Origin of the sequence: Actinoplanes cyaneus, from assembly GCF_016862095.1 — a bacterium.
Lineage (GTDB): Bacteria > Actinomycetota > Actinomycetes > Mycobacteriales > Micromonosporaceae > Actinoplanes > Actinoplanes cyaneus.
Genome location: NZ_BOMH01000083.1, coordinates 1 through 14,437, shown reverse-complemented (window position 1 = coordinate 14,437; position 14,437 = coordinate 1). Strand labels below are relative to the sequence as shown.

The following is a 14,437-nucleotide window of genomic DNA, read 5'->3' as shown; positions in this document are numbered from 1 at the left end:
CTGGGTTGCATTCCCCGGCCGAGACCTCCGCGCTCATGGTGAGCGGGCCTTTCGTCCATCCGGAAAAGGCCTGCGGGCGATGAGCGAGAAAGGCAGGCAGAAGCCGAGCGTCTGGCTGTCACTCCCCGGAACGCCCCACACCGCGATCGGCTGCAGCGCGTCGCCGATGCGGCGGTCGCGTGCGGGGACGGGCGACTGACGACCGTACGGGAAAGGGGTGTAAATCTTCTTCCGGGCGGAGGTCAGCCGCCGAGGACGGTGACCTCGGCGCGGCCGCTCGCGGTGCCGGTCTTCTGGACCACGACGAGATCCGGGTGCTTGTCGCCGTTGAAGTCGTTGATCAGCAGCTCGTAGCGATCGTCGGCGGCCTGCCCGGTGCTGGTCTGCGACAGGTAGCCGGTGAGCGACGACGCGCCGTCCAGCACGTGCACCTCGGACTTGGCGGCCTTGCGGATCGTCACCAGGTCGGCGCGCTTGTCGGCGTTCCAGTCGGTCACCGCGACCTGCAGACCGTCGGCGGCCGGCTCGGCGGTGGTGATTTTCGCCGCGCCGAGCGGCTGCTGGAAGTTCGAGGCGCCGTCGAGGACCTGGACCTCGACCTTCTTGCTCGCGGTGCCGGACGTCTGCGCGGCGACCAGGTCAGGCTTGCCGTCGCCGTTCCAGTCGGCGACGGTGAACTGGACATGCTCGTCGGCCGGGGGCAGCGCGGTGGAGGTTTCCACCAGCAGCTTCTGGAAGTACGACGCGCCGTCGACGACCCGGATCTCGACGTGCCCACTGGCGGTGCCGGAGCGCTGCACCACGACCAGGTCGGGTTTGCCGTCGGCGTTCCAGTCGGTGACCGTGTAGGTCTGGGTGCCGTCGGACGGGCCGAGCCCGGTGGCCGTGTTCAGCAGCAGGGACGAGAAGTTCCGCGAACCGTCCATGATGCGCAGCTCGGTCTTGCCGGTGACGGTGCCGGCCGCTTTCACCACCACCAGGTCGGGCTTGCCGTCGGCGTTCCAGTCGGCGAGCGTCAGGGCGTGCGCGCCGTCCAGCGGGCCGAGCTCGGCGCCGGTGGTGAGCAGCGTGCGCTGGAACGGGCCGGTCGGCGCCGCGGCGGCCGGCGTCGTCGTCTTCGCCGCGCCGGGCTGCGGGGCCGTGACCTGGGCCCACAACGCGCCGACGATCAGCGCGGCGTCCGGCACCTCCGGCGCGTACGCCCAGGGGGTGGCCGACGTCTGCACCCGCTGGCAGATCGCGCCGATGTCGCCGGTCATCCAGGCGTTCTTCGGGTACTTCCGGATCATCGCGTCGAGGAACGCGTTCGTCGCGTAGGTCGGGTCGACCAGCTGCCCGGGAGAGCCCCAGCCCTGCGACGGCCGCTGCTGGAACAGGCCCAGGCTGTCGTGGTCGGTCGCCACGGTGTGGTTGGTGAGCGTGCTCTCCGCGATCGCCGTGGCCACCGCGATCACCGCGGCCCGCTGGCCGAGCCCGCGGTCCTGCACGGTGCGGACGATGATCCGCGCGCAGGCGACGCGGTTGCCGTTGATGTAGGAGCCGAGGCGGCGGCCGCTCATCAGGGGCCGGATCTGATCGGCGATCACCCGGTCCGCGGAGATCACGTCACCGGGACGGCAGTTGGCCGGGGTGACAGACGTGGCGGCGTCGGGCTGGGCCTGCGCCGGCGACGGCATGAGCACCGTCCCGGCGACGAACGTCAACGCGACCGAACCGGCGAAGACGCCGGTGAATCGTGGACGTCCCCGTTTGCTCCGATTCACAGCCCGCTCCCCGCTCTCACTCACCGCGCCGCACCAATCTGCCACACATTCCGGCAAACGCGAAAGACGTTCGGCGGCGGTGATATTCACCTCTGTCGTCCGGAATGAACCTTCAAGGACCGCCCGCCGCTGATCACGGACGGGCCGCCACTCACGACGGCGGCGGGTCATCCGATACTTGCCAGGCGCCGCCCGTCGCCGATCACGGACCCAGCCGCCAGTTGCTGCCCGTGGCGATTGCGGTCCTTCGCCGGTACGCCGCCCGAACGGCACCGCGGCCCGGCTGGTGCTCACGGCTGTCCTGAAGCCCCGACTCAACCCTCAGCACCAGCCCGAGCACCGCGGCTGGCACTCACGGTCGTACCGCCCGCCCGATACAACCCTCAGCGCCAGCCCGAGCACTTCGGCTGGTGCTCACGGCTGTATCGGGTCGGCCGACAGACCGGGGCGGAGCAGGCGTGGACGTACCTATTGGTTGTAGGTAGATGCCTAATGGGTATAGGTTGGGAGTGTGGAACGTGTCCCTCTCACCTCTGCCGCTGTCGTCGCCGCCGCGGCCGGCCTGGCCGACGAGGCCGGCTTCGAAGCCGTCACCCTCTCGGCTGTCGCGCGCCGCCTCAAAGTGCAGGCCCCCAGCCTGTATTCGCACGTCAAAGACCGCGAAGCCCTCCTCGACGGCGTCGCGGCCCTGGCTCTCGCCGACCTGTCCCAGCGCATCGCCACCGCGATCGCGGGCCGAGCCGGCCGGGACGCGCTGGACGGCTTCGCCACCGCGCACCGCGAGTTCGCCCGCGAGGCGCCCGGCCGATGGCAGTCCCTGCAACGGCGTGCCGGCGACACCGTCGTGCGGTCCGACGCGGCACGCCGGATCGTCGTGCTGAACAAGGCCGTGCTGCGCGGTTACCCCATCCCGGAGGACCAGCACGTCCACGCCGTCCGCCTGCTCGGCGCCACGATCAACGGCTATCTGGCGCTGGAACGCATCGGCGGCTTCGACCACAGCCACCCCTCCCCCGACGTGTCCTGGCGCAAGACCGTCCAGGCCCTCGACGTCCTGCTCACCGCCTGGCCCGCCGACCCCGGAGACCCCTCATGATCACCACCCCGATCACCGCCGCCCTCGTCCACGGCGCCGCCGAACTGGAGACGACCGAGCGCGGCATCCGGCCGCACCGTCTACCGGGCCCGGTGCTGGCCCGGTTCCCCGATCCGCAGCTGGCGATGGTGGAGGGTCAGCCCTCCGGGGTCCGGATCGTCGCCCGGACCACCGCGCGCACGGTCGAGCTGGTCTGTCACCCCAGCCGGGTCGGGTACCGGGGCGCCGACCGGCCGCGGGGCAGCATCGACCTGGTGATCGGCGACGAGATCGTCGCGAGCGACGGGCTCGGCGGCGGCGACCTGATCGAGGTCGACCTGGGCACCGGCGCGAGTGGGTTCCGACCCGGCGAGCCGCACACCGCTGTCTTCGCGGGCCTGCCGGCCGGTGACAAGGTCGTCGAGATCTGGCTGCCGCACAACGAGGCGGTGGAGCTGATCGCGCTGCGCACCCACGAGCCGGTCCACCCGGTCGCGACGGGCCGGCGGCGGTGGCTGCATCACGGCAGCTCGATCAGTCACGGCTCGAACGCCACCTCCCCGGCCCGGACCTGGCCCGCCGTCGCGGCCCGCCGTGCCGGGGTGGACCTGCGCAATCTCGGGCTGGGCGGCAGCGCGCTGGTCGACCCGTTCCTGGCCCGGGTGATCCGGGACGCGCCGGCCGACCTGATCAGCGTGAAGCTGGGGATCAACGTGGTGAACCTGGACGGGATGCGGCTGCGCACGTTCGTTCCCGCGGTCCACGGGTTCCTGGACACGATCCGGGACGGCCATCCGCGTACGCCGATCGTGCTGATCTCTCCGATCTTCTGCGGCATCCACGAGGACACTCCCGGCCCGGGCGCGGTGGACCCGGCGACGCTCGGCACCGATCAGGTCCGGTTCATCGCCACCGGGCGGCCCGGCGACCGCGAACTGGGGCGCCTGTCGCTGCGGGTGATCCGCGAGGCGCTGGCGTCGCTGGCCGGGCGCCGCGCGGATGATCCGCACCTGCACTATCTGGACGGGACGGTGCTTTACGGCGAGAAGGACGCGGCTGCGCATCCACTGCCGGACGCGTTGCACCCGGACACCGCGACACATCAGCTGATCGGCGAGCGTTTCGCGGAGCACGCGTTCGGCGCGGGCGGCCCGTTCCACGCCTCCTGATCTCCTGCCGGGCGTCATCAGCGCTGCCGCCCCGGCGGGGCCGGGCGCGAGGCTGGAGCCCGGGCCGGGAGCGAGGCCGGAGGCCGGGCCGGGAGCGAGGCCGGAGGCCGGGCCGGGAGCGGACGTCTTGCTGCCTTCAACAGGTGCCGGTGCCGGTGCCGGTGCCGGTGCCGGTGCCGGTGCCGGTGCCGGTGGCCAACGTCATGACACCTCCTGAGGTGCGATGTTCTCGACCAGCCTGGCGATGTGCGCGGCCCGCTGCTGCCGGGTGTCCGGTCGTCCGGGCACCCCGGGCCGGCGTTGCCACGGCAGCGGCCCACCGGCGTGGCGGTACTCCACCCCGAGCGCGTCCAGGCGGGCCAAGTGATGGCGGAGACGGCGGAAGAATTCTTCGTAGTCGCCGCCGGCCGGGCTCCACAGCGCCTCCGCGACCGCACACAGCCGCGGGAACGCCAGGTAGTCCACGGTGCGCGGCGAGTCGGCATGCTCGGTCCAGATGTTCGCCTGCCCGCCGAGGATGTGCCGCGCCTCGTCCGGGGTGAGCCCGTCCGGCACCGGGTCGAAGGCGTACACGTCGGCGACGGTGAGCGGGATCGAGACCGGGATCGGCTCGTCCGGCGACTCCGACTGCCGGTAATCGAGGTAGACCCGGTCGTCCGGGCAGGCTACGACGTCGTAGCCGCGCCGGGCAGCCGCCACCGCCCCGGTCATGCCACGCCAGGACGCGATCGTGGTGCCGGGCGCCAGGTCGCCCTCGAGGATCTCGTCCCAGCCGAAGAGGCGGCGCCCCGCGGCGGTCAGGTGCTCGTCGAGCCGGTGGATGAACCAGGCCTGGATCTGCTCCTCGCCCGTCAGTCCGAGCTCGATCATCCTTTCCCGCGTACGGGGATCGTCGCGCCACTGGTCGCGAGGGCACTCGTCGCCGCCCACCCCGATCCACCGCGACGGGAAGAGCGCGAGCACCTCGTCGAGCACGTTCTGGAAGAAAATCACCGTCGACTCCTCGGCGTTGAGGACGTTGCGGTTGATGCCCCACCGGGTGTAGACGTCGAGCGGCTCCTTGCCCACGCCGAGCTGCGGATACGCGGCGAGCGCCGCCTGCACGTGGCCGGGCGACTCGATCTCCGGCACGATGGTGACGAACCGTTGCGCGGCGTAGGCGACGATCTCCCGTACGTCGTCCTGGGTGTAGAAGCCGCCGTGCGGACGGCCGTCGCCGGGCGCGTCCCGGGTCGCCCCGACCTGACTCTCCCGGCGCCACGCCCCCACCTCGGTGAGGCGCGGATAACGTCTGATCTCCAGGCGCCAGCCCTGGTCGTCGGTCAGGTGCCAGTGCAGCGTGTTGAGCCGGTGCAGCGCCATCAGGTCGATGAAGCGCAGCACGTCGTGCTTGGGCATGAAGTGCCGGGCCACGTCGAGCATCGCCCCGCGCCAAGCGAACCGCGGCTCGTCGGAGATTTCCACCGCCGGGATCGCCCAGTGCTGCCCGGCGACCGGGGAGCGGCGGTGGACAGCGGGCGGCAGCAGTTGCAGCAGGGCCTGGCAGCCGTAGAACACTCCGGCGGCGGTCCCGCCGAGGACGACGGCGCCCACCGGGGTGACGGTGAGCCGGTACGCCTCGGGGCCCAGGTTACCGGCGAGTCCGAGAGTGATCGTCGCCTGGCCGGACTCCCGCAGAGGCAGCCCGGTGGCCGGTCGCAGCGCCTGCTGCAGCCAGGCGAGCACGCCGCCCAGCTGCTCGACGGGGTCACCGCCGCCGGTGGTGGCGGTGGCGGCGCTGGTGGTGTCGGTGGCGGCGCTGGTGGTGTCGGTGGCGGTGGCGTCGCCGGTGGTGTCGGTGGCGGTGGCGGCGCCGACGGTAGTGGTGGCGGCGGTGGCGGTAGTGGTGGTGGCGGTAGTGGTGGCGGCGCCGGCGTGATCGTTGACGACGGCCTGACCGTCATCGGCGGTGACGACGGCCGGGTGGCAGCCGACGGTGGTGGCACGGGTCAGGACGAGCTCCCCCTCCCCAGCGGTCAGGGAAAGCGGGCGCGGGATCAGCGGAGGCACGGGCCGACGGGAGTCGAACAAGGTGGAACCTAGCCCTTCACCGCGCCGGCGGACATCCCGGCGACGAGGTTGCGCTGAATGATCAGGAAGAACACGACGACGGGGACGGAGAACAGGACGGACGCCGCCATCTGCCCGCCGAAGTCGGTGCCGGTGTGCGGGTTGGTGAACGAGGCCAGCCACACCGGCAGCGTGTAGCGGCTCTGGTCCTGCATGAACGTGTAGGCGAACAGATAGTCGTTCCACGCCGCGATGAACGCGAAGATGCCGGTCGCGATGACACCCGGTGCGACCAGCGGGAACAGCACCCGGGTGAGCACGCCCCAGGTGGTCGCGCCGTCGAGCTGCGCGGCCTCCTCGAGCTCGGCCGGGACGGCGACGAAGAATCCGCGCATCACCCAGATCGAGAAGGGAAGCACCGTCGCGACGTAGGCGAGCACCAGGGCCGCGTACGTCCCGAGCAGGTCGAGGCTGTTGAACATGACGAACATCGGGATCAGCAGCGCGGTGCTCGGCAGCATCTGCACGGCGAGGATCACCACCATGATCACGCGCCGGCCGGGGAACCGGAACCGCGACAGCGCGGCCGCGGCGAAGAATCCCAGCACGATCGACGCGAGCACCGTCGCCGCCACCACGATCACGCTGTTGCGCAGGTTCAGGAGGAAGTTTTCCTGCGAGACCGCGGTGACGAAGTTGCTCAGTGTCGGGTGCGACGGCACGAAGTGCGGCGTGGCGGTCATGACCTCCGGCCGCGGCTTGAACGCGGTGTTGACCATCCAGTAGACCGGGAAGATCCACACCAGGCAGAAGATCGCCGCGATGCTGTTGACCGCCCAGCGACTGCGGTGCCTCACAGGTCCTCCCCCGATTGCAGCAGCCGCCGGATGTAGAAGGCGGTCAGCACGAGCAGGAGCAGGGTGGTGACGACGGAGATCGCCGCTCCCTGCCCGAGATGGAAGCCGACGAACGCGGTCTTGTAGGTGAACACGCCCAGCGTGGACGTCGCGTCACCCGGGCCGCCGCGCGAGATCAGCCAGATCTGGTTGAAGACGTTGTAGTCCCAGATCACCGACAGGATCGTGACCAGCAGCAGGATCGGCCGCAGATGGTTGAGCGTCACGATGCGGTACACGGCGAGCTCACTCGCGCCGTCGAGCCGCGCGGCCTCCTTGTACTCCGGCGGCACCTGCGTCTCGGCGGCGTTGAGCGTGAGCGCGATGAACGGCACCGCCTGCCAGACGATCAGGAGCAAGATCGCGGCGTACGCCCGGGCCGGGTCCTGCGCCCAGTTGAGGTCGGTGGTGTCCCCGAAGACGCCGACCTGGTCGAGGACCCAGTTGACGACTCCGTATCCGGGCTGGAACAGCCAGTTCCACACCAGCGACGACGCCACGTTCGGCATCGCCCAGGCCACGATCAGCACGACCGTGACCGTGTACCGCCATCCTGGCCCGAGCCGGGTGAGCAGGTGTGACACGCCCATCCCGATCAGCACGCTGCCGGCCACCATCGCGGCGGTGAAAAGCACCGTCCGCAGCAGCGACATCCAGAACGCGCTGTCCGCGAGCAGTTCGGCGAACTGGTCGAAGCCGACGTAGGAGTACCGCCCGGTGAACAGCGTCCGCTGGTTGTAGTCGGTGAACGCGGTGAACAGCAGGAACCCGATCGGCGCGAGCGTGACCACGGCCAGCACCAGACCGGCCGGGCTGAGCAGCCACAGTGGCGCCAGGTTCCGCCTGCGGCGGCGGGTCCCCGGCGTGGGTTCCGGTGGCGCGGCCGGCACGGCGCCGGCCGCGTCATCGCGGAGTTCGGTCGACACGGGCACGACGGTCACTTGCCGCCGGCGAGGGTGGACTCCAGGTGCGAGTCGAACTCCTTGGCGGCGTCGGCGGGCGACTTGGCGCCGGAGACGACGTTCGAGAACACCTGGTTGATGCTCTTGTCGCCCTCGAGGGTCGGCCATTCGGCGGCGGCGGGGGTTGCCTTCGAGGTCAGCGCCGCGGTGAAGAATCCTTTCTGCTGCTCGTCGAGGCTGCCCTGGGCGGCCTCGATGCCCTGCGTGCTGTTCGGGATCCAGCCGTCGTTGCCGAAGACGAACTTGTCCTGCACGGCCGGGCCGGCGGCGATCTTCACCCACTGCAGGGCCAGCTCAGGCGTGTCGCTCTTGGTGGCGATGCCCCAGTCGGAGCCGCCCAGCATCACGGGCTGGGCCTTGCCGGAGAGTCCCGGGAGAGGAAACGTACCGAGATCGCCGGCCTTGATCTGGGGGTTGGCCTTCTGGATGAGACCGATGGAGCCGGCGGTCGACAGGATGGCCGAGGTCTTGCCGTCGGCGAAGACCTGGTTCTGGTCCGGGGTGATGGTGTCGATGGCCTGCGACGCCTTGGTGGAATACGTGTTCTGGAACGTCTTGAAGTCGCTCAGCCCCTTCTGACCGGCCGCGTCGGCGAAGCCGCCCTTCCAGGTGCTGCCGTCCTTGGTGGCGATGTCACCGCCGGCGTCCCAGATGAACTGCATGCCGGCGTACCAGTACTGCCCGGGCAGGTAGAACGGGGAGAAGTCGGCCGCCGGGTTCTTCGCCTTCACCTTGTCCAGAGCGGCGGTCATTTCGGCGTACGTCGTGGGAGCGGTCGTCACCCCGGCGTCGGCCCACGTCTTCTTGTTGTAGATGACCGCGCGCGCCCCGGCGAAACCCGGCACCGCGTAGAGCGCCTTGTCGACCGTCGCCGGCTCCTCGAGACCGGCCAGCCAGGTCCGCCCCTGCTGCAGGTCCGCCTTGTACGAGGTGAGGTCCAGCAGACCGCCGTTGGCCGCGAAACCCGGCACCTGCGTGTTGCCCAGGTCCAGCACGTCCGGAGTTCCGGTGGTGGAGAGCGCGGTGCTGATCTTCGTGGTGATGCTCTCCCACTGCTGGATCTGTACGTCCACCTGCGCGCCGGTGGCCTGCGTGAACTGGTCGTCGACGGCCTTGATCGTGGCGTCGGTGTAGTCGCCGTCCATCACCCAGACGGTGAGCGTCTTGCCCTCACCGCGGGTGTTCGGCACGGTCTTCGGCGAGCCGTCGTCACCGGCGGCCGACGAGCCGCCGCCACCACAGGCGGTCACTGTCAACAGGGTCGCGGCACACAGGGCTGCCGCGGCGGCATGGCGTCGTCCGAGCACAGGGGACTCCTCACATTATCTGTTCCGGCTCCGGTTACGGGTCGGGTTCTTCTCCGGGAGGCGATGGGCGTCCACGGCGCGAACCGTCAGCTCCAGTGCTTCGGCGGTCCGCTCGTAGGTGCGCTGCGCGACCGCGACGTAGATCATGTCGAGGATCAGCAGCTGGGAGTGCAGGGCGGAGAGCGCCGCCAGGCGGAACGTGGTCTCTTGCACGGCGGTGGTGAAGACGACGTCCGCCACCTCCGCCAGTGGTGACCGGCTGTAACTGGTGAGCGCCACGGTCAGCGCCCCGTGATCGGCTGCCTCGGCAAGCGTCTCGATCACTTCCCGGGTACGCCCCGAGTGCGACAGGCCGATCGCCACGTCCCCGGGCAGCAGCAGGGCGGCGTTGGTCAGCGCGGTGTGCGAGTCCACCCGGTGCCAGACCGGGACGCGGATCCGTTCGAGCCGGAACGCCATCTCCCGCGCCGACGTGCCGCTGCTGCCCAGCCCGAAGATTTCCACCCGGTTGGCCTCGGCGATGGTTGCCGCCACCCGCTCGACGGAAGCCATGTCGAGGCCGGCCGCGGTGTCCTGGATCGCGCGGGTGTCGGCCGCCGTGACCACGCCGAGCACGTCGGTGAGCGGGTCGTCGGGGGCGATGTCGCCGCTGATGTCGGTCTCCCACCGGGCCTGCGTGGCTCGGCCGGTCTCGGTGGCGATCGCGACGCGCAGGTTCGCGTAGCCCTTGAAGCCCAGCGTCCGGCTGAACCGGGTCACCGTCGCGGTCGACGTCCCGGAGCGCTCGGCCAGGTCGACGATGCTCGCGTTGGCCGCGGTCTCCGGGTCGTCCAGGATCGTGTCGGCGATTTTCGCCAGGGCCTCCGGCATCGCCGGTCCCTCGATCCGGAGCCGCCCGAGCAGCCCACCGCTCTCACCCGTCACTGTGGTTATCCTTTTCATAGCTGGCTGTTCCTGATGAAAATTACGACCGTCACGAGGTCTAGTCAACAAGTCTTGCCTATGTTTCGATCTCGTTCATGGAACTGGTGGTGGGAGTGGACGCGGGCGGCACCGCATCCACCGCCGTGGTCGCGACGACCGGCGGCACGGTCGTCGGCCGGGGACGTTCCGGCCCGGGCAACCCGCTGACCGCCGGCGCCGGCAACGCGGCGGCAGCCGTCGCCGCGGCGGTGGAGTCCGCGCTGGGCGAGCACTCCCCCGCGCTGGTCCGCGCCGCGACGCTCGGCATCGCCGGGCCGGCCACCGCCGCGCAGTTCGCACCGGCCCTCGCCGCGCTGGGCGTGACCGGTCCGGTCACCGTGGTCGGTGACGTGGTCACCGCGTTCGCGGCCGGCAGCCCCGCCACCTCGGGCGCCGTGCTGATCGCCGGGACCGGGGCGATCGCGGCTGCCGTGCACGCCGGCGCCGTCGTGCGCACCGCCGACGGCCTGGGCTGGCTGCTCGGCGACGAGGGCTCCGGCCGGTGGCTGGGCCTGCAGGCGGTCCGGGTCGCGGTGCGCGACTGGTCGGCGCCGCTGGCCGCGCAGATCGCCGCGCGGGCCGGGGTGACCAGCGCCGACGACCTGGTCTACTGGGCTCAGGCGCTGCCGTGGGAGCAGATCGGCGCCCTGGCGCCCCTGGTCTGCGCGGCCGCCCGCGGCGGCGACACGCACGCCTCGGCGATCGTCGGGCAGGCCGTCAGCCACCTCGTCCGGACCCTCGACGACCTGGGCGCGGACGGGCCCGTCGTGCTCGGTGGCGGCCTTCTCGCGTGCGACACCCCGGTCCGTGACGGCGTCCTGGCCACGTTGCACGCCCGCGGCCGGCGGCCCAGCACCGGCCGCGACCCGGCCGCCGGCGCGGCGTGGCTGGCCGCCCGCCCGCTCACCACGCTCACCCCGGCCGCGCTGCACGAGGCGCTGCTCGGCCGCCCGTGAAACGACAGGCCACACCGCACGAGGCAGCGCCCGGCCGACTCCGGGGCGACGGGCCACGTCGCCGTCGCCGGACCGTGATCCTGCGGCGGCCACGCCGGGATCGCACGACACGAGCGGCCGCCGACACGAGCGGGTCCCGACACGAGCGGCGTCAGCGCTGGTACACGTCCGGGACGTCGTCGTTGTCGCGGTCCACCCGCTCGGCCTCGTACAGCCGGCGGTAGGTCCGGTTGCGGATCCGCAGCACCACCGTGGCCAGCAGCGCCGCGGCCAGCGAACCCACCAGCACGGCCACCTTCACGTGGCCGGCGCGCTCGCCGTCGCCGAAGGCCAGCTCCCCGATCAGCAGGGACACGGTGAATCCGATGCCGCCGAGCAGCGCCAGACCGGCCACGTCGACCCAGGCCAGCCCGTCGTCCATCCGCGCCCGGGTGAACCTCGCAGTCAGCCAGGTCGCCAGCAGGATGCCGACCGGCTTGCCCAGCACCAGCCCGGCGACGACCCCGATCGCGACCGGATCGGTGAGCGCCGACCGCAGCCCGGCCGCCCCGCCGATCGTCACCCCGGCCGACATCAGCGCGAAGACCGGCACCGCGACCCCGGCGGAGATCGGCCGGAAACGGTGCTCGAAGTGCTCGGCCAGCCCCGGATCGGGCCGCGGCGAGCGCTCGGACACCAGCACCGGCACCGCGAACCCGAGCAGCACCCCGGCCACGGTGGCGTGCACCCCCGACGCGTGCATCAGCGCCCACGTCGCGAACGCGAGCGGCAGCAGCAGCCACCACGAGCGCACCCGCCGCTGGACCAGCACCGCGAACAGGCCCAGCGGCACCAGCGCGGCCAGCAGCGGCAGCACCGACAGGTGCGCGGTGTAGAACACCGCGATGATCACGATGGCCATCAGGTCGTCGACGACCGCCAGGGTGAGCAGGAACGTGCGCAGCGAGCTCGGCAGGCACCGCCCGATCACGGCCAGCACCGCCAGGGCGAACGCGATGTCGGTGGCGGTCGGCACGGCCCAGCCGCGGACCGCGCCGCCGAGATTGACCAGCAGGTAGCAGAGCGCCGGAACGATCACCCCACCGACCGCGGCGGCGACCGGCACCGCGGCCCGGCGCGGGTCCCGCAGGTCACCGGCGACGAACTCGCGTTTGAGCTCCAGGCCAGCGACGAAGAAGAAGATCGCCAGCAGGCCGTCGGCGGCCCAGGTGGCCAGCGGCAGGCGCAGGTGCAGCGCGGCCGGGCCCACGGCCCAGCCGATCATCGCGCGGTATCCGCCGGACCACGGCGAGTTCGCCCAGCAGAGCGCGATCAGCGTGCCGGCCAGCAGCAGGACCCCGCCGACCGTCTCCTTGCGCAGCACCTCGGTGATGCGGCGCGCCTCGGCCCAGGTGCCGCGACCGAGGACAGCAGGGGTCGGACCAGGCGTTCCGGGCACAGTCTGCCCAGGCGTTCCAGGCACGGAAGACTCAGGTGTTTCAGGCACAAAACGCTCCCAACCGGGCAGGGGTGGCTGCATCGCCGACCAGACTTCCCGGCACACCGCGTCCCACCCTATCCGGCGCGACGCTACGGCGACGCGATCACCCGGACGCCATCTCCCGCGGGCGAGTTTCCGGCGCGGCGTTTCCCCCGCGGATCCACGCGTATTCGCCTAGACGGAATACCAAGCTCAGACGGGTATAATCGCAATCGCTTCGCGCCACACCCCCGAAGAGCCAGAGGGCCTCTCGGCAGCGCTTCTTCTCAGGCTGCGATGCCTCCGTATCCATCCGGAGTTGATTACGTGACGACGACGATCGACCGCAACCGCACGGCGGAGACGACCGACGAGGACGAGCAGGAGCGGGGCACCGCCCGGCTTCCGCAGGGTTATGTGGATGTCGACACCGTCAAGGCGTACCTGCGCGAGATCGGCCGCGTCCCCCTGCTCACCGCCGAGCAGGAGGTGCAGATCGCGAAGCGGATCGAGGCGGGGCTGTACGCGACGGAGCTGCTCCGCGCCCACGACGACGCCGAGCTGACGGTTACCGCTGACCGGCTGCGCGACCTGCGGTTCATCGCCCGGGACGGGGAACGCGCGAAAAGCCACCTCCTGGAGGCGAACCTGCGCCTGGTCGTCAGCATCGCGAAACGCTACAGCGGGCGCAGCATGCCGTTCCTCGATCTGATCCAGGAGGGCAATGTCGGACTGATCCGCGCGGCCGAGAAATTCGATTACACCAAGGGCTTCAAATTCTCGACCTACGCCACGTGGTGGATCCGGCAGGCGATTTCGCGCGCGATGGCCGACCAGAGCCGCACGATCCGCATCCCGGTGCACATGGTCGAGCTGATCAACAAACTCGTCCGGGTCCAGCGCGATCTGCTGCTGCAGCTCGGCCGCGAGGCCACCCCCGCCGAGCTGAGCGTCGAGATGGATCTGCCGCCGGCCCGGGTGCAGGAGATCCGGCAGTACGCACGTGAGCCCATCTCTCTGGACCAGGAGGTGGGCGCCGAGGGCGACGCGCAGATCGGCGACTTCATTGAGGACACCGACGCCGTCGTGGCGCTCGACGCGGTCAGTTTCGGTCTGCTGCGCGACCAGTTGGAGTCGATCCTGGCCACGCTCACCGAGCGGGAGGCCGGCGTGGTCCGGCTCCGGTTCGGCCTCAGCGACGGCGTCCCCCGCACCCTGGACGAGATCGGTCAGGTGTATGGCGTGACCCGGGAACGCATCCGCCAGATCGAGATGAAGACCATGTCCAAGCTGCGCCACCCGGCCCGCTCCGGCGCCCTGCGCGACTACCTCGGCTGACAGGCGACCACCACCGCCGGACGCACGCGGAACCGGCGATCACCGGCTCGATGAGCACCGCAACTGGACGGCGGCTCTACGGCCGGGACATCAGGTGCACCCCGGGATCTCCCGGCAAGCAGGCACGACCGCGGCCGGTGCTCACGGCGTACGGCAAATCGGGTCTCAGGGGTGTTGGTCTTCAGGGGTGCCGGGACGGAAAAGGTGCGCGACCGCACGCGGGGCGCGGTCGCACACATGACCGATATTGATCTATGCGGTGCTGATTACTCGATGCCGGCCGGGACGGTGTCCGGCACCTCGGGTGCGCGATCGGCGGAGCGGAAGACAAGTTTCGCCTTCTCGACGTTCGCCGGGTCGCCCTCGCAGTCCACGACCACCAGCTGGCCGGGGCGCAGCTCGTTGAAGAGGATCTGCTCGGAGAGGGTGTCCTCCAGGTCCCGCTGGATCGTGCGGCGCAGCGGCCGGGCGCCCAGAACCGGGTCGAAGCCCTTCTTCGA

General features: G+C 71.0%; 11 protein-coding genes and 1 pseudogene. 4 read left to right on the top strand and 8 right to left on the bottom strand.

Features of this window, described 5'->3' with window-relative positions; genetic code table 11:
* Window positions 1–242: 242 nt before the first annotated feature.
* Window positions 243–1,763: an FG-GAP repeat domain-containing protein gene (locus Acy02nite_RS43050; protein ID WP_239175805.1), complete on the bottom strand. Its 1,521-nt coding sequence runs from the start codon at window positions 1,761–1,763 to the stop codon at window positions 243–245.
* A gap of 511 nt (window positions 1,764–2,274) precedes the next feature.
* Between Acy02nite_RS43050 and Acy02nite_RS43045 the strand changes: the two genes are divergently transcribed.
* Window positions 2,275–2,859 carry a TetR/AcrR family transcriptional regulator gene (locus tag Acy02nite_RS43045; protein ID WP_203755113.1) on the top strand — a complete coding sequence of 195 codons (585 nt, stop codon included), beginning with the start codon at window positions 2,275–2,277 and terminating at the stop codon, window positions 2,857–2,859.
* Entirely contained in the window at window positions 2,856–4,007 is a 1,152-nt protein-coding gene (locus Acy02nite_RS43040) for a GDSL-type esterase/lipase family protein (RefSeq protein WP_203755112.1), read from the top strand. Before Acy02nite_RS43045 ends, Acy02nite_RS43040 begins: the two co-directional genes overlap by 4 nt.
* Window positions 4,008–4,208: 201 nt before the next feature.
* On the opposite strand, the gene Acy02nite_RS43035 is transcribed toward Acy02nite_RS43040, so the two are convergent.
* Genes Acy02nite_RS43035 through Acy02nite_RS43015 form a run of 5 tightly spaced genes read right to left on the bottom strand, consistent with a single transcriptional unit; the run spans window position 4,209 to window position 10,145 of the window.
* The gene (locus Acy02nite_RS43035; RefSeq protein WP_239175803.1) at window positions 4,209–6,056 is read right to left on the bottom strand and encodes a beta-N-acetylhexosaminidase; all 1,848 of its coding nucleotides are present in this window, start codon (window positions 6,054–6,056) and stop codon (window positions 4,209–4,211) included.
* Between the two features lie 29 nt (window positions 6,057–6,085).
* Window positions 6,086–6,913 carry a carbohydrate ABC transporter permease gene (locus Acy02nite_RS43030; protein WP_203755111.1) on the bottom strand — a complete coding sequence of 276 codons (828 nt, stop codon included), beginning with the start codon at window positions 6,911–6,913 and terminating at the stop codon, window positions 6,086–6,088.
* Complete coding sequence (locus tag Acy02nite_RS43025; RefSeq protein WP_239175801.1) at window positions 6,910–7,878, bottom strand: carbohydrate ABC transporter permease; 969 nt, start codon at window positions 7,876–7,878, stop codon at window positions 6,910–6,912. The genes Acy02nite_RS43030 and Acy02nite_RS43025 overlap by 4 nt, the downstream gene beginning before the upstream one ends.
* Window positions 7,879–7,889: 11 nt before the next feature.
* On the bottom strand, window positions 7,890–9,221 hold the full coding sequence (locus Acy02nite_RS43020) for an extracellular solute-binding protein (RefSeq protein ID WP_203755107.1): 1,332 nt from the start codon (window positions 9,219–9,221) through the stop codon (window positions 7,890–7,892).
* 15 nt (window positions 9,222–9,236) lie between these two features.
* The gene (locus Acy02nite_RS43015) at window positions 9,237–10,145 is read right to left on the bottom strand and encodes a MurR/RpiR family transcriptional regulator (protein WP_239175799.1); all 909 of its coding nucleotides are present in this window, start codon (window positions 10,143–10,145) and stop codon (window positions 9,237–9,239) included.
* Between the two features lie 95 nt (window positions 10,146–10,240).
* Between Acy02nite_RS43015 and Acy02nite_RS43010 the strand changes: the two genes are divergently transcribed.
* Entirely contained in the window at window positions 10,241–11,140 is a 900-nt protein-coding gene (locus Acy02nite_RS43010) for an N-acetylglucosamine kinase (RefSeq protein ID WP_203755104.1), read from the top strand.
* 151 nt (window positions 11,141–11,291) lie between these two features.
* Here the strand turns inward: Acy02nite_RS43010 and nhaA are convergent, their stop codons facing one another.
* Complete coding sequence (gene nhaA, locus Acy02nite_RS43005) at window positions 11,292–12,578, bottom strand: Na+/H+ antiporter NhaA (protein ID WP_239175797.1); 1,287 nt, start codon at window positions 12,576–12,578, stop codon at window positions 11,292–11,294.
* 447 nt (window positions 12,579–13,025) lie between these two features.
* On the opposite strand from nhaA, the pseudogene Acy02nite_RS43000 reads away from it, so the two are divergent.
* A pseudogene (locus Acy02nite_RS43000) lies at window positions 13,026–13,937 on the top strand (RNA polymerase sigma factor); the annotation flags it as partial.
* 266 nt (window positions 13,938–14,203) lie between these two features.
* Here the strand turns inward: Acy02nite_RS43000 and Acy02nite_RS42995 are convergent.
* Window positions 14,204–14,437: ClpB D2-like domain containing protein (locus Acy02nite_RS42995; protein WP_498063730.1), on the bottom strand; the 234-nt coding region annotated here is incomplete at its 5' end.

Bases quoted from the DNA above. Each gene is read 5' to 3' on its own strand.
- Acy02nite_RS43040 (WP_203755112.1), top strand. From the start codon at position 2,856: ATGATCACCACCCCGATCACCGCCGCCCTCGTCCACGGCGCCGCCGAA.
- Acy02nite_RS43010 (WP_203755104.1), top strand. From the start codon at position 10,241: ATGGAACTGGTGGTGGGAGTGGACGCGGGCGGCACCGCATCCACCGCC.